This is a genomic window from Brevundimonas sp. NIBR10 (assembly GCF_027912515.1).
Classification (GTDB): Bacteria; Pseudomonadota; Alphaproteobacteria; order Caulobacterales; family Caulobacteraceae; genus Brevundimonas.
On record NZ_CP115464.1, the window covers coordinates 2010363 to 2030638 of the forward strand.

General features: G+C 63.2%; 18 protein-coding genes. 8 read left to right on the forward strand and 10 right to left on the reverse strand.

Translation table 11 applies throughout. The annotated features are described in order from the left end of the window. Positions 1-3: 3 nt before the first annotated feature. Complete coding sequence (locus O5K39_RS09945) at positions 4-3294, forward strand: DEAD/DEAH box helicase (RefSeq protein ID WP_271143473.1); 3291 nt, start codon at positions 4-6, stop codon at positions 3292-3294. 234 nt (positions 3295-3528) lie between these two features. Here O5K39_RS09945 and O5K39_RS09950 read toward each other — a convergent pair whose 3' ends face one another. Both O5K39_RS09950 and O5K39_RS09955 read right to left on the reverse strand, forming a co-directional pair. After that, positions 3529-4980, reverse strand: a complete 1452-nt coding sequence (locus tag O5K39_RS09950) for an ATP-binding protein (protein WP_271143474.1) — start codon at positions 4978-4980, stop codon at positions 3529-3531. Positions 4981-5010: 30 nt separating this feature from the next. Continuing rightward, positions 5011-5616 carry a PAS domain S-box protein gene (locus tag O5K39_RS09955; protein WP_271143475.1) on the reverse strand — a complete coding sequence of 202 codons (606 nt, stop codon included), beginning with the start codon at positions 5614-5616 and terminating at the stop codon, positions 5011-5013. Between the two features lie 198 nt (positions 5617-5814). Between O5K39_RS09955 and O5K39_RS09960 the strand changes: the two genes are divergently transcribed. Next, on the forward strand, positions 5815-7395 hold the full coding sequence (locus O5K39_RS09960; RefSeq protein ID WP_271143476.1) for a phospholipase D-like domain-containing protein: 1581 nt from the start codon (positions 5815-5817) through the stop codon (positions 7393-7395). A gap of 1075 nt (positions 7396-8470) precedes the next feature. On the opposite strand, the gene O5K39_RS09965 is transcribed toward O5K39_RS09960, so the two are convergent. Next, entirely contained in the window at positions 8471-9781 is a 1311-nt protein-coding gene (locus O5K39_RS09965; protein ID WP_271143477.1) for a S8 family serine peptidase, read from the reverse strand. A gap of 106 nt (positions 9782-9887) precedes the next feature. Here O5K39_RS09965 and O5K39_RS09970 point away from each other — a divergent pair, with 106 nt between their 5' ends. Together O5K39_RS09970 and O5K39_RS09975 are read left to right on the forward strand one after the other, a co-directional pair. Beyond that, on the forward strand, positions 9888-10391 hold the full coding sequence (locus tag O5K39_RS09970) for an RNA polymerase sigma factor (protein WP_271143478.1): 504 nt from the start codon (positions 9888-9890) through the stop codon (positions 10389-10391). Next, positions 10388-11125 carry a hypothetical protein gene (locus tag O5K39_RS09975; RefSeq protein ID WP_271143479.1) on the forward strand — a complete coding sequence of 246 codons (738 nt, stop codon included), beginning with the start codon at positions 10388-10390 and terminating at the stop codon, positions 11123-11125. Before O5K39_RS09970 ends, O5K39_RS09975 begins: the two co-directional genes overlap by 4 nt. 707 nt (positions 11126-11832) lie before the next feature. Here O5K39_RS09975 and O5K39_RS09980 read toward each other — a convergent pair. Both O5K39_RS09980 and O5K39_RS09985 read right to left on the reverse strand, forming a co-directional pair. After that, complete coding sequence (locus O5K39_RS09980; protein ID WP_271143480.1) at positions 11833-12342, reverse strand: thermonuclease family protein; 510 nt, start codon at positions 12340-12342, stop codon at positions 11833-11835. Positions 12343-13487: 1145 nt separating this feature from the next. After that, positions 13488-14300, reverse strand: a complete 813-nt coding sequence (locus O5K39_RS09985; protein WP_271143481.1) for a class I SAM-dependent methyltransferase — start codon at positions 14298-14300, stop codon at positions 13488-13490. 248 nt (positions 14301-14548) lie between these two features. On the opposite strand from O5K39_RS09985, the gene O5K39_RS09990 reads away from it, so the two are divergent. Further along, positions 14549-15208, forward strand: a complete 660-nt coding sequence (locus O5K39_RS09990; RefSeq protein WP_271147136.1) for a helix-turn-helix domain-containing protein — start codon at positions 14549-14551, stop codon at positions 15206-15208. A gap of 279 nt (positions 15209-15487) precedes the next feature. Next, the gene (locus O5K39_RS09995) at positions 15488-15940 is read left to right on the forward strand and encodes a PA2169 family four-helix-bundle protein (RefSeq protein ID WP_271143482.1); all 453 of its coding nucleotides are present in this window, start codon (positions 15488-15490) and stop codon (positions 15938-15940) included. A gap of 70 nt (positions 15941-16010) precedes the next feature. Here the strand turns inward: O5K39_RS09995 and O5K39_RS10000 are convergent, their stop codons facing one another. Then, positions 16011-16277: a hypothetical protein gene (locus O5K39_RS10000; RefSeq protein ID WP_271143483.1), complete on the reverse strand. Its 267-nt coding sequence runs from the start codon at positions 16275-16277 to the stop codon at positions 16011-16013. 216 nt (positions 16278-16493) lie between these two features. On the opposite strand from O5K39_RS10000, the gene O5K39_RS10005 reads away from it, so the two are divergent. Then, positions 16494-16718, forward strand: a complete 225-nt coding sequence (locus O5K39_RS10005) for a hypothetical protein (protein ID WP_271143484.1) — start codon at positions 16494-16496, stop codon at positions 16716-16718. Between the two features lie 17 nt (positions 16719-16735). Then, the gene (locus O5K39_RS10010; protein ID WP_271143485.1) at positions 16736-17032 is read left to right on the forward strand and encodes a hypothetical protein; all 297 of its coding nucleotides are present in this window, start codon (positions 16736-16738) and stop codon (positions 17030-17032) included. Between the two features lie 135 nt (positions 17033-17167). Here O5K39_RS10010 and O5K39_RS10015 read toward each other — a convergent pair whose 3' ends face one another. From O5K39_RS10015 to O5K39_RS10030, 4 genes are all read right to left on the reverse strand, one after another. Beyond that, entirely contained in the window at positions 17168-17416 is a 249-nt protein-coding gene (locus O5K39_RS10015) for a hypothetical protein (protein ID WP_271143486.1), read from the reverse strand. A 28-nt stretch (positions 17417-17444) separates the two neighbouring features. Beyond that, a complete protein-coding gene (locus O5K39_RS10020) occupies positions 17445-17999 on the reverse strand; it encodes a fasciclin domain-containing protein (protein ID WP_271143487.1) in 555 nt (184 codons plus the stop codon). Between the two features lie 11 nt (positions 18000-18010). Beyond that, a complete protein-coding gene (locus O5K39_RS10025) occupies positions 18011-18952 on the reverse strand; it encodes a hypothetical protein (RefSeq protein WP_271143488.1) in 942 nt (313 codons plus the stop codon). Between the two features lie 346 nt (positions 18953-19298). Then, positions 19299-20249 carry a helix-turn-helix transcriptional regulator gene (locus O5K39_RS10030; protein ID WP_271143489.1) on the reverse strand — a complete coding sequence of 317 codons (951 nt, stop codon included), beginning with the start codon at positions 20247-20249 and terminating at the stop codon, positions 19299-19301. Positions 20250-20276: the final 27 nt, after the last annotated feature.

Here is a 20276-nt window from a genome sequence, read left to right on the forward strand (position 1 = left end):
CGCATGGTTAAGACACCCAACGACACGATCATCGGCGAAACCGCGCTGATCGATGCTCCCGCCGTGAAGGCGACCGATAGGGGGGCTTCGAGGCGGCCGGGTCCAGCCCTGACGGCCGCAGTTGTCGCGGCAAGAGGGGCGACGGCCGGGCTTACCGTGGTTATCTCTACCAGCGAAACCCGAGCCGATGAACTCGGCCGGGCGCTGGCAGCCATGGCGGGCGTCGAGGCCGAGGTAATGGTCCTGCCGCCCTGGGACTGCCTGCTCTACGACCACGCCTCGCCGTCGCGGGACTGTCAGGGCCGCCGCCTCGAGGTCCTTGTCCGGTTAGGACGCGACGGCGCTGGCGTGCAGATCTTGGTGGTCTCGCCGGAGGCGGCGATGCAGCGCCTGCCGCCCCTTGCGGCGCGCGACGCGGCCTTCGTTCTGACAGCGGGCGACCGGCTCGATCGCGAGGTGCTCGAGGCGTTCGCCCGTCGCACCGGTTATGTCGTGGACGACCGCATCGACGAGCCGGGTGAGATCGCCATCTTGGGCGAGGTCGTCGATGTCTTTCCCGCATCGGCGGCCCGGCCCGTGCGCGTGACGCTCGTCGACGACCGGATCGACACCATGCGGTGGTTCGATCCGCTGTCGCAACGGTCCGACACGGACGTCGAAACCTTGACGCTCAGAGGGGCTTCTGAGCGCTACCTTGCCGACGACGAAACGCGCGAGCCGGGTTGCGAACACCGGCTCGGCCATACCGACGGACCGCTGCAGACGCTGTTCGATCTCTGCGCCGACGCCGTCATCCTCGCCGAGGCGGGTGCCGGCGACCGATGTATCCAGTTCCTCGATCAGGTTCGCGAGGCCTATGTCACGGCGCGCACGTTCGGCGACAGCACCGGACTGCCCACGCCGACCAGCCTCTACCTTGCGACCGAGGAGGCCGAAAAGGCTCTTATACGTGCGACCTTGGTCGATACCGGTGCCGAAGCGGCCGCGGCCGAAGTCTACGCCCTGCGCAAAAGCCCCGGCCGAGCGCTGAAGAACGCCATCGAGGAACGGCGTGAACAGGGTCGGCGGGTCGTGATTTCGGGACTCGGGCCTGAGCTTAAAATGATCCAGCGCTTGTTGAAGCGGCAGGGGGTGGACCTGCCGCCAGCCTCCTCGTCGTGGCACGACATGACCGAAGCCGCGTCGGAGGAAGTCCTCGCACTCGAGGCCGACCTGGGCGTCGGCTTCGACGCGCCGCAGTTGGGCATCACCCTAATCACCGCCAGCGACGTCCTCGGCGGCCGGGTGGCGCAGGGGACCGCCGCCGCCGAGAGCGTCATTGGCGAGCCCGAGCTCAGGCCCGGCGACGTGGTCATCCACGAGGACCATGGCCTTGGTGTTCTCCAAGCGCTCGAGCGGATCGAGATCGACGGCTTCGAGCGCGACGTCATCCGGCTGGGCTACTACGGGGGTGCCACCGTGCTAGCGCCGGTCGAAGAGTTCGGCCGCATCTGGCGCTATGGGTCCGAACCCGCCGCCTTGACCCTGGACCGGCTCGGGTCCGATGGCTGGCTGCGGCGTCGCGCCGAGGTCAGCAGCCAGATCGACCGCACAGCCGCGCGCCTGGTCGAGGTAGCGGCAGAGCGAGACGCAGAGCGTCTGGAGCCCATGACGCCGCCGCGTCAGGCCTACGCCCGGTTTGCTGCCGGCTTCCCCTTTCCGGAATCGGTCGATCAGGCGGCGGCGATCGCTGCGGTGATGGAGGACCTTTCCGGCGGCCGGGCCATGAACCGGCTGGTGTGTGGTGACGTCGGCTTCGGCAAGACCGAGGTCGCCCTGCGCGCCGCCGCCGCCGTGACCCTCGCGGGACGCCAGGTCTTGGTCACGGCCCCGACAACCGTCTTGGCCCGCCAGCATTTTGAGACCTTCCGGCGGCGCTTCCGGGATACCGAACTTCAGGTCGCCCACTTGTCCCGTCTCGTGGAACCGGCCGAAGCCGCCGCCGTCAAGGCCGGCCTGGCCGACGGCTCGATCCGCATCGTGGTCGGCACCCAGGCCTTGGCGGCCGAGACGATCGCCTTCGCCGATCTGGGCCTTGTCGTGATCGACGAGGAGCAGCGCTTCGGCACAAAGTTGAAAGACAGTCTGCGGGCGCGCGCTGCCCACTGTTTGACGATGACCGCCACGCCGATCCCGCGCACGCTCCAGAGTGCATTGGTTGGCCTACTGGATGTCAGCGTGATCGCCAGTCCGCCGGCGCGGCGGCGGCCGATCCGCACGACGCTCACCGAGTTTGACGGCGCGTCCCTGAGAACGGCCCTGCTGCGGGAGAAGCGTCGCGGCGGCCAGAGCTTCGTGGTCTGTCCCCGGATCGAGGATCTGGAGCCAATGACCGCACGCCTGGCCCGGCTTGTTCCGGAACTCAGCGTGCGCACGGCCCATGGTAGAATGCCGGTCGCTGATGTCGACGCCGCCATGGTGGGGTTTGCGGACGGCGAGGGTGACATCCTTTTGGCAACCAACATCATCGAGAGCGGCCTAGACGTGCCGCGCGCCAACACCATCGTAGTCTGGCGACCAGACCGGTTCGGACTCGCGCAGTTGCATCAGCTACGCGGCCGCGTCGGTCGGGGTCGGGCCCAGGGTTTCGCCTATCTTTTAACCGAGCCTGACGACGCGGTGGGGGAGGGGACCCTAGCCCGACTGGCAACGCTCGAGGCGTTCGACCGTCTCGGGTCCGGCTTTGCAATCAGCGCACGCGATCTCGATCTCAGGGGCGGCGGCGATCTGGCCGGCGATGACCAGGCCGGACATATGAAGCTGATCGGCGCGGCTCTGTATCAACAGGTGCTGGAGCGCGCTGTACGGCTCGCGCGAGGCGAGACGCCGGTCGAGGCCCTGCCGCACCCCCGCGTCGACGCCGCTGCCTGCTTACCAGTCGAGTACATCCCCGACGCGACCATGCGCATTAATCTCTACGCCCGCCTGGCTAGGGTCGCGTCGGCGGGCGAGGTCGAGGCGCTGGAGGATGAGATCGCCGATCGGTTCGGGCCGTTGCCGGACCCTGTGGCAGGCCTGCTGTCAACAACCCGGCTGTCGGCCCTGGCCGCCGAGGCTGGCGTCACCCGTATCGCTTCAGGCCCTAAGGCAACGGCTTTCGACCTGGCACCGGCTCGTGCCGCTGCGTTGCGCGACCGTTTGCCGGCCAACGAAGCTCGTCGATGGGTCGAGGATCGTCTGGTTTATGCCGCCCGCAAAGACGTGACGCACGATCAACACTTTATCGCAGCCGTTCTGTCGGATCTGGCGGCGTGAGCAGCCGGCGCTCGTAGAGAGTATGAGCGTAGCGGCGGTGTCGGGCTCGACATGGTTCATCGAGGCGCGATCTGAGCGGTTCCCCAAACGCGAACGCCAGCCCACCCCAGGGCCGGCCAATCCATTGTGCGGGCTCCTACGTGGCGCTTTCAGAGAGTTATGTTGTCGAGCGGAGAACGGCTGCGACAACTGCGGCCGATGAGCTCAAGGTTTTGAGACAGGTTCATCCATTGGTCAGTTCGGAATCAGGGCCTGTGCGAGCGCATTGGCCAAGTCGCATAGAGTGTAGGGCTTCCTGATCACTACGTGCTCTAGCGTCTCGCTGTCAGCTAGGGCAGAACTGTATCCGCTGGCCAGCACGATACGAAGGTGCGGGTGATCGCGTCCGATCTGCGCCGCGAGTTCAAGGCCAGTCATTCCTGGCATAACGATATCGGAGAACACAGCGTCAAAATCATCTGCCCCTTGCGCTAGCCGGGCCAAAGCAGAACGCGCGTCGATAAACCACTCGGTCGTGCAGCCCAAATCGTGGAGCATTTCTGTGGCGAACGCACCCACGTCTCTGTTGTCTTCGACAACGAGAATCCTGAGCCCCTTGGCTAAGGCAGCTGGCTCCTGTGTGCCGATGGGCTGGTCATCGTCGTTCGTTCGATCGACCAAGGGCAAGAGGAGCGTAAAAGTGGTCCCAACCGAGACCCGGCTTGCGACACGAACCTCGCCACCCGATTGCTTGGCGAACCCGAAGACCTGACTAAGTCCAAGGCCTGTCCCCTTTCCCACCTCCTTGGTCGTGTAAAAGGGTTCGAAAATAGACTGCAGATTTTCCTCCGGTATGCCACAGCCCGTGTCGGTCACCGACACGCCGACATACGGTTCGTTAGGTTCGCCATTCCCTGAGCGGTCTTCAATCGCGACAGCGAAGATCAGCGTGCCCGCGCCCTCCATTGCGTCCCTGGCATTCACGGCCAGATTTACGAGCGCGGTTTCGAACTGCCCCCGATCCGCCCTGATGCAATGAGGTCGTTCGTAGGCCCCCGGGGGCCGGATTTCGACATTGGGTCCCACAAGGGGGCGGATAAGGTCGATAATCACTGCGACCTGGTCATGGACCTCGAACAGCTCTGGGTTCAGCGGTTGCCGGCGAGCGAAAGCAAGGAGCTGGCTGGTTAGCCGTGTCGCGCGCTCGACGGTTTGGACGATGGCGTCGAGATACTTCAGGCGGCGGTCTTCCGGCAGGTTCGGCCGCTGCAGGAAGTTTGCTGACGAACCGATGATGGTCAGCAAATTGTTGAAGTCGTGGGCCACACCACCCGTGAGTTGTCCGACGGCCTCCATTTTTTGAGCCTGGCGCAACTGCTCCTCGGTCCGGGCCAGCTCCGCCGTCCGTTGCTCGACCCGCGCCTCCAGAGTGACGTTCAGCTCTTGCAGTGCCCGCTCGGCGGCCTCGCGTTCGATCGTCTGGCGGGTCCGCTCTGCCACGTCCTGCATGAAAACCATCTCGGCGGCCGTCCAAGACCGAGGACGGGCGTCATTCAAATAGACAATAGTCCGGAGCCGCCCATCGCGGACGAAGGGCACGACCAGAATGGCACGAGTATCAACGTCGTTGGCCGTCTGTCGCGTTACGGCCTCATCGCTGAGCGGGTCCTCCAGCAAATCCTCGACCACGACGGTGTGACCAGCCATCAATCGAGCAACGATTTTGGCTCCGAAGGCCTACGCCGGAAACCGGCCCAGCAACGGAGGAACTTGGCCGTCTGTCCAGCAAACGTCGTAATCGAAGGTGTTGTCCACCGGATCTAGGTGCCCGTAGCCCACTCGGCTCACGCCAAAATGGGCGCCTAACAGCTGACACGCGCCCTGTAGGGTCGCGGTCGTGTTGGGCAGGCGGAGCAGTTCCGTAAGTTCCAGCATGAAACGATCTCTCGCCTCAGCCGCGACCCGTGCAGAGATATCCCGCAGAAACCCGATAAAAACAGTCTCGTCATCCAGCTGTAGAGCCACGATCGACAGTTCGATTGGAAACTCGCGGTCGCCCCGATCGACGGCGGAAATCTCGATTCGTCGACCAATCACATGGGCGATCCCAGTGTTCAGGAAGCGCGCCATACCTTGGGAATGGCCCTCCCGGTGATGGGGCGGGACGATTAGGTCGCTCATGGAATGACCTACTGCTTCCGAGGCGGTCCACCCAAAAGTCGCCTCGGCGATGGGGTTCCAGGCGAGAACGTCGCCGTGACGATCGATAACCACCACGGCGTCGAGCAAGGAGTCGAGCGCCAGCGTTAAAAGATCGATATCGCGTGCCCTGGGATTGGTCATTCGAAAGAATAACCGCTAGCGCGCAGGCATGTCGAACGGTGTGTTTGGCTCAGCTGGCACTGGCAGCCGAGGCAATCGTGAATGTGGTGATTGACTTGCACGTTGGACACGTGGGCTGGGGCCCGTGCCTTTTCGCCTGGCGGCGCGTAAGCCGGGTGCTCCACGGTTGCAAAGTAAAACAGACAGCAAGCAAGGAAAATGAACGACATGCTGGAAGCTGGATCGACCTGCTGGCGCGTGGAGAGGGCACCCCGGGCTACGTTGCTGTTGGATATGGAACCCTATTTGGCTGCCGCCAAGGGAGCCATGCTCCGGGCCACGCGCACGATCCACTTCCTCAACTGGGCTTTTGACCCGGATACAGTCCTAGACCATGCGCCGGACGGACCCGACTCCGAGCCGGAATCCATAGGTAGATTCCTGAGGTCGATGTCGGAGCTCAGGCCGGAACTCGATATCCGTATCCTCTGCTGGAAATCGCCACTTCCCGTGGCGGCGACGCAGAGATTCTTTCCACTGCGCAGCCACCGGTTCTTCGCGGGGACGCGTGTCGACTTTCGTTTGGATGGGACTTTGCCCCTGGGGGCATCGCACCACCAGAAAGCAGTCATCGTAGATGACTCCGTCGCCTTTTGCGGCAGTTGCGACATCGGACCGGATCGCTGGGACAGCCCCGAACACCTCCATCCCGATCCGCGGCGCGCCAAATCCCAGCGAGGTTCGCCCTGCTATGACTGTCGCCACGAGGTGATGGCCATGGTCGATGGACCGCCGGCCGTCAGCTTGGGCCAACTATTCCGTGACCGCTGGAAGCGAGCAACCGAGTTGGCGCTTCCCCTGACCTTGCCGGTAGCCCACGACGCCTGGCCCGCCGGTGTCGTGCCTGACTTTCGAGACGTTCCGGTTGGACTTTCCAGGACCCAGGCACCATGGCGCGACTATCCGGAAGTCCGGGAGGGCGAGACCGCGACCCTTGCCGCCATAGCCTCGGCAAAGTCGACGATTTACCTCGAAAACCAGTATTTCACATCTCCAATTGTCGCCGAAGCGCTGGCCCAGCGGCTCGGGGAACCGGACGGTCCCGAGGTGGTACTTGTTTCGACCCAGCACTCACCAAGCTGGTTCGATCAGATGACGATGGACAAGACTCGATCGGTGTTCCTGAAGCGGCTCGAGGACGCCGATGGGTATGGGCGATTTAGGGCTTACAGTCCGGTTACGGCCAACGATCAGATCATCATCGTTCACGCGAAGCTCGCCGTCATCGACGACCGCTACGTCCGGGTCGGCTCCAGCAACGTCAACAATCGTTCGGAGGGGTTTGATACTGAGTGCGATTTGACGCTGGACGGAGGGAAAGCCGCGGACGGGAACGGTCGCGCCTGCGTGTCCCAATTTCGCGATCGTCTGGTAGCCCACTGGCTGGGGTGCGAAGGCGACGAAGTGGGAGACGCCGTCAGCCATGCGGGAAGCCTGGGTGGAGGGATTGAAGTTCTTCGAGCTAAGGGACGAGTGCGCCTGCAACCTCTGCGCTCGCGCTCCCATGGGGCCTTGTCCAACTTCATCGCGATGCACCACCTGGGTGACCCTATCTCGGCGGCGGACAGCCTGAGACCGTGGCGACGCCCCGCCCAGATGCGCCACAAACTCGCCGCCGCGATCCATCGGCTCGATCGCGCCGAGATTGCAGCGCCGGAGGTTCCTCTAGGGGGACCAATCGAACCCGAGGCCAGCGCCAGCTCAGGCAACGATGATCATCCGGAAGGGACATCTCAGTGACGTAGCGTGCCAGCACCTGGATTGGTCTGAGTGGGCAGGCCTTCGGATACCGTTTGCACAGTCCTGATGGTGGGCAAACGCAAGCCAGTCCTGCGGAGCTCCATCTGGCATGCCCTGATCATAGCTTGGCGCTATGTTCGCTCCGAAAAGGCGAAAGATGCCCCGACCTGTCTGAGCGTGACGGATGAGGCAGGCAGCCCTTCCTTATCACGCCCGATGATGGCGGCTGCCTCTCTTGGCCCTTGCGACCTACACGATCGCTACCGCCCCGCCAGAAAAGCTGACGGGGCGGAGGGCATGTTGGCTGGCCCTAGCCACCATTGCGCAATGTCGTTCGATTACTGAACGCTACCGGCACGACCCGAAGCGTTGGTCGCCAAAGAGGCTGAAACGCCGTGCCGACTTGCAGTGGCCGAGTTGCTTGCCGCAGTGTCACTGGAAGCGCTGCGGTTGGCGGGCGGCGCAGCGTCGTTGTTAGATTCACTCGCAGTGGGCGCGGTCCGCATCAGGCCGCCCGAACCATCGGCGGACCCGGAAATCAACAGACCGTTTTCACCGGGCCAGCCCGCACCACTGGACGCGCTGGTTGCTTCGCCCGAGGATTGCCCGTTGGAGCTCGAGGTCATTCCAGACGTCGAGCCCGAGGCTGCAGCAGTGCTCGAGGACGCCAGACCCTCCATAGTCGACAAGGCCCCCGCTCCGCGGGCCCGGGTCCGCTCAGCCGCCGCCGTGGCGCGCGCTTGAGCGCGCTGAGCCCGGGTCTGTACCCCGGAAACTGCACCGGTCGCCCGGTCCCGGATCATTGAGCCGTCCAGCGAGCCGGTCAGCCCGCCACTCGCGCCGAGGGTGCCGCCCAGACCGTTGCCCAGGCCTCCACCCAGAGCGCCAGTCAGGCCACCCCCGCCGCCGAGAATCTGGGCTTGGGAGGTGCTTGCCAGAACTAGGGCTGCGGCAATCGTCGCGGTCATCAGAGCCGATTTCATCTTGATGTCTCCTGCGTCAAAGTTGCGGGCGATGCGCCCTCACAGGTCCAACGACCGGCCTGGCGGGTATCATCCAGCGGCCCAAACTTTTTCTACAAACGGCCGCGTGCGCCCATAGCCGCGGGTGCGACACGGCGGTCGCCGGCGACCATGCCCCGCCCATAGACGGGATCCGTACCAGGGGTTCCCAGGTCGCGTGCGCTTCGAGCGACGATTTCAACTCCGGCGACCCCGCCTCCCTCATGTGCGATCAATCCCGCGACCAAGGGCGACGCGAACGAGGTGCCACGCACCGTTATCCAGCTCCCAGCGGCTCCCGCTGCGGCCATGTCGGCACCTGGGGCAGCGAAGTCGACCTGTGAGCCTCTGGCGGCTTCAGGCAAGGGCCGGTCTCGGCCACCAAGGCCCGTCACTCCGATGACGCCTGGATAGGCGGCGGGATAAAGAGGTGGAGCAGCCGGGCCGTCGTTGCCTGCTGCAGCGACTACAATGACGCCCCTCAACTGGGCTGCGGCAACGGCCCGTTCCACCAAGATGTTGCGTGGTCCGACCAGGCTGACGTTCACGACCAGGACGCGTTGTTCCACCATCCAGGCCAGGGCCTCGGCCAAAGCGGTCGAAGATCCGCCTGCTGGTCGGCCGCCGTAAATATCGGCGATCTTCAGGGCCGCGCCGGGATCCCCACCTCGAAACGCGCCGAAGCGGCCGACCATAAGTGAGGCGACTGCAGTGCCGTGACTGCCCATCCGAGCCGGCCCCGCGAACCCCCGCTGCTCGATGCTTGATCCCGCAAGGGCCGGATGCGTTGCTTCAACGCCTGTATCGATGAGGCCGAGGCGGGCGATGCCGCTTTGTGCGGTTGAGGTGAGCAGGGGAGCCGCCGGCGGGTTTGCGGTGGCGGTTGCCATCCCTGCTGGGGCGTAGACGTGATTAAGGGTCGCCTCCGCGCCGGGCGCGATCTCGCGCAGACGGCGCAGGGCGCGGTGCAGAGGCTGGCGGCGTGGCGGGGCAAAGACAACGGAGGAAAGATTCAAAGCCTCCAGCCGATCCTCTCTAACGACCGTGAAACCGGCTGAAAAGGCCCGGGCGCGGGCCGCATCGCTCAGGCCGACGACCACGATTTCATCTGACACCACCGGCCAGCCTTCGGGGTCTGCCTGTAGGGCACCGCGCGATTGGCGCACAAGCCGACCCAGCCGTTCCGGGGCCTTAAGCGCCGTATCGATCAGTTCGCCCGCCAAGCCATCAAGCCGGCCCTCTCCCAGCGGCAGCCGATCGGTCACTCGGGGCAGGACCTGCGCCAGGCCGCCTCCGCCTGGCAGGGCGATTTGCGCCACTGCGGGCGCTGCGACAGCCATAGCGGCGATGGCGATCCATCCGGCGATGGGTATGGGTGAACGCAAGAGGCCTCTCCAATCGGGTGCTTGCATAAAAGCGCGTTCGGCGTGCGTATGCGATGGATGAAACGACCGGGGCCGCTCGTTTCATCCCCATGGACGAGGCAGACGCTTGGACGATTTTCAAACGGGGCTTGTGGAGCTTCTCCCGCGCCTTCGCCGCTTTGCTCGGGTGCTGCAGTCCCAGGATGCGCAGGCGCAAGATCTGGTCCAGCAGACGGTCGAGCGGGCGCTGGCTTCGCGCGCACGGTTCCGGGTCGGAACGCGGCTCGACAGCTGGACCTTCACCATCATGAGACGTATCGCCATAGACGAGGGGCGCTCGGCCCAGCGTTGGGGCCGGGTGGTCACGCCAGAGGACGACGCCACCGCACGTGTGGCCGACACAGGCCGGGCGGATGAGGCCCTGATCGCTGATGCCTGGGCAGTGCGCGACGCGATCCACGCCCTGCCTGACGACCAGAAACACGCGGTCGCCTTGGTTCTGATCGAAGGCCTCTCCTACGCCGAGGCGGCTCAGGTTCTGGGCGTTCCGGCCGGAACACTGACCAGCCGCCTGGTCCGCGGCCGCCAGACCCTGATTCAAGTCTTGGCCGAACAAGGGATAACGGGATGACCCGATACGACGACGACATCCTGATGCGCCGGATCGACGGCGATCTGTCGCCCGACCAAGCTGCGGCGATCGACGCGGCGGCTGCAGCGGATCCGGCGCTTGCAGCGCGATTGGCGGTCGCGGCGCGGCTGCGCGGCGTCGTTCGGGACGCGTTCCCCATCGTGTCCGACCCTCGTGATCGCGATCTGGCGCGGTTGATTCGGGCGGGTCCGCCGAGTTCGCCGGGTCTGACCGCGCGGTTCGCGTCAGTCCTGACCGAGGCGTTCGCGCCGCGCCGTGCGGCGCTGTGGGGCGGACTGGCGACCGCGGCCTTCTTCGGCGGGGTGCTGGTCGGGCCGCTGATGTCTTACGGCGACTCCGGTGCTGTGACTGTAGGCCGCAACGGAACGATCATCGACGGTAGCCTTGTCCATGTGCTGGACGAGCGGCTGGCGGCCGAGGGTGACGATCCTCAGGGCCGGGCTGTAGGCCTGACGTTTCAGGACGCCGATGGCCGCTGGTGCCGCACCTTCCGTGCGGGCCAGGCTGGGGTGGCTGGGTTGGCCTGCCGCAGCGGGGCCGGCTGGGGGATCAATGTCCTGGCTCCCCTGACGAAGGACGGCGACGTGCGAACGGCGTCCGTCGACACCCCCGAGCCCGTACTGGCGGCGGTAGATGCGCTGATTGAGGGCGGGACTGCGGACGGCGCGGTCGAGGCACGGGCGCGGGACGCCGGGTGGTCAATCAAACGGTGATGTCGCGCTTCGAGTATTCTTTCTACGTTCCGCAAAGACAGCGGATACTTGACGTCCATTATCGCCGTCCGGATCGCCTCCCGCGAGTTGGCAAAGTATCGGAAAGGGTTGCTGGTCCTGGCCATCTGGGGGCAACCAAGGCGGTAAGCGCCGCTCCTGTGGTGGCTAGATCGCTTGTGAGAGCAGACAGATGCGGGTTCGGGCGCGATGCTCGACCTGACGCCTAACCCCGCGCACGTTGAGCTGGCACCTGCGCCCCGCTCATAGAACGCGCACTGAACGACAGACGCCGGCTTCTCACGGGGGCCGGCGTTCTGCTGTTTTGACCATTGGGAGGCAGATGCGGCTTATTACTCAGCGACCATACCAGAGGCTTATTTCCCCCTCCACTCCGAAGGCACGTTACACCAAGGCCTCGAACCACTCTGCATAGACGGTGTTCTTCGCCAAATGACGGTTGAGGTCTGGTGCGCCGTCATCCCACCAGACTGGTCCTCGCTCACCCAGAGCGACCTTGGTACTGTTCACTCTGCGTCGGGCATCAGCCATCCCTCCGCCTGTTTCCTTAGCCGTCCTGACGGCCCTTCTTGCCGACATCAGCTCATCGACCCGGTGCTGGCGCTCTCCAGGATCCAAGTCAGGCCGTGAGGTGCGCCATAGGCGGCTGCGAACAACGAAGTACCGGCTGTCTGGCGTGATGGGGTAACTCACCTGCAGCGCCACTCCCAAGGCTTTTGGAACTCTCCAGACCACATGCCAGCTTCGTGCTCTTCAGCCAGGGCTTCATGGATCAGGTAGGCACCACCGGAGTAGAGGGGCCAATCCTGCGCATATCCCGACAACACCTGCCACGCGCCCAGATCATGGGTGTTGGATGACCCGGCCAGTTGTCCGGGACCTTCTCCAGGGGGAACGGTGACTGTGCAGGTTGCGATGATCCTCCGGTAGCGATCAGGGCGCGCCTTGGGTACGCAGGTCACTGGATAGTTCTGCACCAGGTCTGTGAGGTTGGTCGCGCTGGCTTGTCCACACCGGTAGATCTCCCCGTCTTTGGTACAGGTCTGCCGCCTTTCAGGCGCATCGATGCCCCACAACCGAATCCGCCGGCCGCGGATCTCGACCGTGTCACCATCGATGACCGACGCGCGACCAACGAGGGGATCGGTGGTCGACGCCGGGGCAAGGACGGCGAGTGCACAAAGAGCGTGACAGAGCATCGGGGCAGGTTACCCGGCAAATCCAAGTGGTGGGGTCTTTGGGCTAAATATTGGTGAGCGTCGTGCGGCTCCGGACGGTATGCGATTTTTGGAGCGGCCGAAGAGGTCAGCCATGATCCAGCATTGCTGGCCGCTTGGCGTCTCAATCCTGAGAGGTCGCTTTTCGTGTCTGCCACGCCCTCGCGACCTTCCTCACGACCTTTTCGTCCATGTGCTCTGACCGAGTTTGTCCTAGCGCGTGAGGGACGACCGCCACGTCGAGCTGAGTCTCTTCAGTGTCTTTTGCCATCGGCTTTTTGTAGCTAGTACGGAGGTCAGGTGTCAAAACCTCACGACCAGGACACTGTCATAGTGTGCGGGCCGGCCAGCCTTGGAAAGGCGACGTACTCGGTCCCGGCCTGTTTCGGGATGCTACGCACCAGGTCGTCGCCTCGTGACCTCAGACCCCAAAGCACACTGTTCACGAACAACCACTGCCAGCCCAACCGTTGTGTCGGGAAGCTTTGGCTAGTTGGGCAAAGAGCCGGGTCGTATCCGAGGTCGGACGGCCGGAAGCGGATCTTGCGCCACCGGGGCGGTTGCCGGTGTGGGTACAATGACAGCCTCTTGGGGTTCGCCGCAGCCCTTTCCAGCATACAGGCCGTTCAGGTAGTTCCAGCGGTCCCTTTCACCATCGGCCTTGGCATCCTGACGCTCTCTGCTTGATGCGGCCAACGCATCGGCCCCCGCCATTGCCAAGCCTGCCGCCGGCACAGCCATCGCCGCTCCGACACGCGCGACGCCCACGATCCTCCCCAGCAATCCGCCTCCGCCAGATTCGCCCATGTTGGCACTCAATGTGGCCGCTTCATCAGCCATCTGATCGCAGGTCAGGGCTTCGTCACCCGCCCGCACAACGGTCGGAGAGCCGGCCTCTGGGGACTGGGCATTTCCAGGGGCGGCCACTGCTACAGTAGCTGCCAAAACCAGGCCAATTGAGATCGCGCGCATTTTTTTCTCTCCCGCCGCCCATGGTGGAACAACGGAACGCGGTCCTGTTTGTTGCCCGAATAATAGCTGCCGCTATTCGGCCAGGGTTTTTGCCACGCTCGACCAACAGCGGACGTTGGCAACGACATTCAATGAATAAGGCCGACCCAGTTCTATCAGGGCTTATGCACTGTGACCCTGAGGAACGTCGCGGGGATTTCGGTGTCGCTCTCTCCACCAAGGTTGTGCGCGCTGAACAGGCGGATTAGTTCGGCTTCAAGCGCATCGGCGCGTCCGGCCTTGTCGGCAGCCTCGAAGGCATTCATCGTCGGCCCGTAGTAATGCTTGAAGGTGTGTAAAAGCTCCTGCGGCGGACCCTGGCGTCGGAATATGTAAGTCCCGCGTTCGCAGGTGATGTTCTCGGCGGGTACCCCGGCGGCTTCGAACCGCTCGCGGACGGTCTCCTCGGTCCCCCAGGTCATCGGGCTGATGAATCCTTCAGGAGGCGGTGGCGTGTAGGCCGCGCTGGTTTTCAGAACCTGTGCGACCAGGGTCGGATCACCGGGAATCCAGTTGCCCATGACGATCCTGCCGCCGCTGCGTGTGACCCGCGTCATCTCCTTTGCGACGGCCAACGGCCGAGGCGCGAACATGGCCCCGAAGATGCTGACAACCAGGTCGAAGCTCTCGTCGGCCAGATCCGTCAGATCCGAGGCGTCGCCCTGCTGGAAACGCAGGTTGGTTAGACCGGCCGCTGTTGCCCGAGCATTGCCGGCCGCGACCAGATTCTCGGCGATGTCGACCCCGAGGACATTGGCTCCCCGCTCGGCCGCCGGCAGAGCCGTGGTGCCGTCGCCGCACCCAAGGTCCAGAATAGCCATTCCCGGCACCACATTTAGGCTATGGACCAGAGCATCACCGCTTTCTCGCATCGATTGGGCAATCCGGGTAAAGTCTCCCTTTTCCCAAAGCATCTTGTTGGGGTTCACAGCGGTGGTCCCTGCCGACCCGGACTGTTGCGTACTCATGATGAGGCTCCCTGTTTCGGTAGGCGAATTTCGCCGACCGTTGGATCTGCCTAAACGACGGGACCGGCCGACAACAAGTTCTGAAACTGTACCGATCAGGTAGAGAATCTGAACTGTTCGACCCGGCGGCGTAGGTGTAGATCAAGCTTTACATTTCGAGAGGAACGGTGATGGCGGCCAGTGGGCATAGGCAGTTCTGTCCCTTGGCGATGGCGTCAGATCTTCTCTGCTCCCGATGGACGATGATGCTGCTAAGCGAGTTGCTCAGCGGGACGACCCGCTTCAACGATCTACGCCGTGGACTGCCCAGAATGTCGCCCGCCTTGCTGTCCAAGAGGCTTAAGGATCTCGAAAGTGCCGGCATCGTATCGCGAGGTCTGGCAGCTGACGGGATCGAACTTCACGAGTATTCCTTGACGGAGGCGGGCCGCGCTATCGAGCCCGTCATCGACGCGATGGGTGACTGGGGGCACCGCTGGATCACCACCCAGGCGACGCTCGCCCACCTCGATGTGAAACTTCTGATGTGGAATATGCGCCGCAAAATCAATCCCAATCCCCTTCCGTCGGGCCGCAGCACCATCCAATTCATCTACCGGGATCTCCCGACCGCGACGCGCAATTGGTGGCTACTCGTTCAGCCTGGGAATGAGGTCGATCTCTGCTCGGTCGACCCGGGTTACGATGTGGATCTCTACGTCACGACGGATCTGAGAACGCTGACAGAGGTCTGGATGGGCTACGCACCGATAGGCGCGGCGATGGACGACGGTCGACTGGTTGTGGTCGGCAATCGAGAGCTGGAAAGCAGCTTTCAGACCTGGCTGGGCTCCAGCCGTTTCGCTAGCCTCCAGAAATGCGTCGCCTAGTCGATCCACGCGACGGCCGATTAGAGTTAACCGCGAGATAGCCCCAAGGCATGTTCGCAACCCTAGGCGCATCCTGCGGGAACACCTGAAGCGTGAGGCTGGAGGGGCTGATTGCAGGGAAGCCCTCTCGCCATCAGTGGCATTCCGCTAGCCGGACAGGTGGCTTTACCTGCTTCCGACACCACACTCTCTGTCTCGATTCACAGGGGAAAACCGTCTCGGGGAACATGGCGGAGCATCGATAGTTCTCTGTGTCCCTTCAACAACGGACAACCCTCAATGCACACCGACAATGATCGCGCCATCAAGACCCTCAACGATCTGATCGAGACGACGCTGGATAGCGCAAATGGCTATCGTCATGCCGCCGACGGGGTCAGCAATCCGGAACTGAAAACCCTGTTCACAGAGCGCGCCGGCAAGCGTGAAGAACTCAGCCGTCGGCTTCAGGCCGAAGTCCGCAGCTTTGGTAGCGAGCCCGAGGATGACCAGTCTCTGCTGGGTCGCATCCACAACAAGTTCGCAGAAATCAGAGGCGAACTCATGGGTCGTGACGACAGCGGCGTGATCGACGAGGTCGAGCGTGGCGAGGACGTGATCAAGGCCCGGTTCGAAGATGCGACCAAGGACACCGATCTTCCCGACACGCTCCGCCAGCGCATTGCCGAAGAATACGTGTCGATCAAGGCTGATCACGATACTATCAGCGCTCTGAAGCATAGCCGCAACTAGGGCATAGTATCCCGTCTAACGATTGAACGACGCGCCTGACTAGTGTCTCCGGCGCGTCGTTCTATGCTACCTACTCTGTTCGGGCTGCGGCATCGACAGCAGCATCGGTTTTCCGAGCCGCAGTGCCGGCCGCTGCATCGACATTAGAAGCCGCCTCGCGGGTCGCGGCCGCGGTGCTGTCGGCAGCGGCCTCTGCATTGGCTGCGGTGTCACTCGCAGCAGAAGCAACTGTGGCCCCTGCGTTATCAGCCGTGGCGGCCGCCTTGTCTTCCGTATTCTCAGAACAGGCTGTCAATGACATGCTTGCCGCGACAGCGGCGAAAAACATGGTACGCATTTCGTATCCTCCGGACTTGGCGGCTGATCCGCCTTCAAAGTCAGTTGATGGAGCCTAGCGGGTAGTCCGTCCGCTGGCGACTGGATTGATCGAGAATCCTGTGTTGGAACGTCGCATCTATGGGCCGTGGCCCAGACAGCGCTCCCCTCCATGACCGAAAGGTAACTCGACATCTCTGGGTCACTTCCCCCAACAGCGAGACAAGGGAGCGAAACCATGCGAAACATCAGACCGGTCGCCGCTGGCTTTTATGGTTGGCTCGCGCTTGTCGGCGCAGCGACCTACGTCATCCACGAAGCGGCGCATTGGATCGCAGGCGCGGCGCTCGGCTATCCTGTTTCATACGGGATCAACAGCGTGATCCCCGGCTCGCACATGACGGCTGGTGATCATATGCTGATGTCTGCGGGGGACCGGCTCTTACCGTCATTACAGCGCTGATCGCCTTCTACTTCGTCGTGCGACGCGAAAGCCTCTTTGCCTACGCTGTTCTTTATTTCGCTCTGTTCATGCGAGTGATCGCGGCCGGCGTCAGCGTATTCAACCTTAATGACGAAGCGCGGATCAGCGATATGCTGGGCTTTGAGCCTTGGCTGTTGCCTGGCCTCGTTATCGTTGCGCTCCTGATTCCAACCATCGTCGCCAGCCGCCGTTTGCGCCTTTCCTGGAAGATCAACGTCTTGGCCTATGTGGTTTCAAGCATAGTCGCAGCGGCGGTAGTCGGTCTCGACATGGTTCATAGAGGCACCATCTAGCCGACTAACGACCGCCGCCAGGCGGAAGGTCAACCTGTCGGCGTGGTGGCTTTGACGGATATCGACGCGAGGGAGACATCCACAATGGTTGCTTGGCCAACAGGCTAGATCATTCCAGGCGGGGCTGTTTCGTTTTCAATCAGCCTCAAAAATTCGCGCCAAAATGATTGCCGCCACCATGAACAGTGCCACGATGACCCCCACCGCGATCAGGCTTGGGGCAGCACGCCGCGCGCGTGGGACCTCTGGCCAAAACGGATTCTGTCGCTCAGGCTTCATCGGCATCTCTGCACTTAAGGCTGCCCAGCTGCCGAATGGGTCGGTCAGCCAGTCTTTTCGCGCTGACCGCTTTTCGCCCACACCCAATTCGACGTGCAATTTCACCGGTTTAGTATCGCTGGTGCTTCGTGAACTATTTGGCCTGCACCAGAACGCCATCGATCGGCTGGACCACGCCGTTGGACGCCACCGTTTCTTGGCCCGTCAACCGTGCGACCGCGCCGTCGCCTCCCGTAACCACCACTACGTCACCGTCTTTGGAGAAGGTGAGTAGGCCGTCCGCCATCGTGCGCATTTGAATGCCGCCCCCACCACCGCGCTCGATAGCGGCGATAATATCAGTGCGGGTAATGGCACCCGGCACGATGTGAGCGCGCAGCAGGGCTGCGCTCTGGGCCTTCATCGCCTCGCCCGACAGGTCCGCGCCCGACGCGCCCAGCGCGGTGTTGGCTGGGGCGAAGACGGTGTAGGGGCCCTTGCCCTCCAGAACGTCGGACAGGCCGGCATTGGCAATCACCGCCGCCAGTAAGTCGAGGTCGCCTTCGTCGCCGATGGCGACGGCCAGGGTTTTTGAAGACGCCGCGGGTGTCGCGCCGGCCTTTGCTGAGTTGTCGGCCTCACCGCCGCTGCAGGCGGCGAGGCTCAGGATCATCACGGGCACCAGCGCCCAGCTGTTAGCATTGCGCATCAGGTCTATCCTCAGGTCAGCAGCTGGATGACGGCCTGCACCAGCTGGGTGGTGGGATCGACTTGATAGACGTAGCCGTCATTGTAGCGATATTGGCTCTGGGCACTGTCGGCGTACTGGTTCCGATAGTCGTAGGGCACATTGTAGACATCATAGCCCGCCGGCAGAGGCTGTCCGACATTGAACTGCTGCCCGGTCAGAAGTGCCGCGACCTGACCGATTGACGAGGTCTGCGGATCGACGCGGTAAACCACCCCATCGGCATAGCGGTACTGATCGGCATCGTTCAGGCCATAGTAATCTGACAGATATTGGGTCGGCCGCTGATAGGCGTACTGCGTGGGCCAGGCGTTGCCCGGCGACAGAATCCCGCCCAGTACGGGCAGATAGCCCAGCAGGCCACCCTGTTGGCTAGTGCGATACACATAGCCATCGCGGTAGCGGTAGTCCCCGTCACCGCCCAGCGTGCGCCACACGTAGTTGTAGCGATTGTACGGATCCTGGGCCCGCTCGATCTGGCGCGCCTGACCCGGAGGCAGGCAGCCGTTGTCACGCTTGGCGAGCCCGGGCGGGCAACCGTTCAACAGCCCACGATTTACGTCACGGCGCAGAATTACCGCGCCATTGTCGACAACCCGCTGTTCTACCTCACGGTGAACGTCGCGTTCTATCCGGTCTGAGCCCCGCGTCATATCGCGCGCGGCTTGGGGTATACGGACCTCGACCTGCCGGTTGGCGCGGTCGTTGCCGCGCCCGCTATTGCCGCCCCTGCTATCGTTGCCGCCGCCCCGGTTTGCATTTCCGCCACCGTTGCCCTCACCGCGTTCGTGCTGACCGTTGCCCCCACCGTTTCCGTTGGCCCGGCCATTGCCGTTGCCGTTCTGTGCCATCGCTCCACCTGAGATGGCCAGGCTCAGCGCGAACGCGCTCGTAAGGGTCAGTGATCGTTTCATGTCAGAATCCTTGTCTCGAAGACCTAACGGCCTACAGCCTTGGCTGTTCCGCCAGTGTTATAGGAGGCGTTACGAGCGGACCTTGGGCTAACGCCCCTAATCCCCATGGCAGACCTTCGGATAGACCGGTTATGGGGAAGGGTTCGCAAGATCGCGCTTAGACTCATAGGGGCCAGACGAACAGCAGCGAAGGTTTCGAGCGAGCCTATGCTACCAGCCTTGCCGGGCGTTTCGCTCCCTCTCCGCGACGTTCTCTATAGGCCCCGTGCCCTCAATAGAGGGACACCTGATCTATTTGGCGCGTCTAATGGCGGATCGAACTGGGCCCAAAACTGTCGGCCGCTATTTAGTCAATCCTCCCGGCCCTCACGATGCCGCCTGGGGCAATGCCGAACTTCTTCTTGAATGCGCGATTAAAATGAGATTCGCTGACGAACCCGTGCATATGCGCGATTTCGCCGACCGTGGGTCTGTGTCCGCTTCTGGCAATCAAGGCCAGTCTAGCGCGCTCAAGCCGGGCTGAACGGATGTGCAAAAGGACGCCGCCAGTCGCGGCGAAAGCTCTGAACAATGTCGATCGGGACACGCCTAGATTCGAGACTAGGCTTTCAATACTCAGGTCAGCGCTGAGCAGGTTCTCGTCGATAATCTGTGCGGCGCTCGACCGGAGGCTCGTCATGGGCAGGTCGATTTGCCCTGTCGAGGACGGTTCCACGGGTCGCGTAAAGGCGCGCTCGGCAAGTCTTAACAGCATCTCGATCGCGAGAATTCCATCGCTGACGCTGACCTCCCAGGCTTCGTCTGCGATCACATTGAGGCATTCAGCGACGATCCGGCCAAGGCCAAGCGTTCCGTCGATGCTGGCTCCGTGGAGCGCGGGGCTGAGCAGCCATCCCGGACATGCGTCGCGATCGATAACGAGAACGATCGCGTCCGGTGACTGAACCCGAACGCTGGCCGGGCGCTCGAGGTCGCGAAGGCGAAGTTGGCCGAGCGGGTGGTTGCGATCGGACACGTCCCCGACGCGCGCTGAAAACAGGCTCGACGCCTGAGGTGCCTGCGCGGCGCTCAGCGGTTCATCGCGATCTCCGCGGCCAAGAAGATAGGAGCCGAAGTTCCGGAAGGGGAAAATGTCCCGTTCCGTGTCGAAGGATGCCGCTCGAACCGGTGCCTCGTACCACAGCGCCAGTCCGCTTTTGTAGCCCGCCGCGGCCGCGTTGGGGCCATGCAGCAGCTTGTTGTCAGATCCAGGTCGGCCCGTTCTGGCGACGGGTGTTCCGACGAAAGGTACGCTCATCCAACTCTCACGCAACTCAGACCGGCC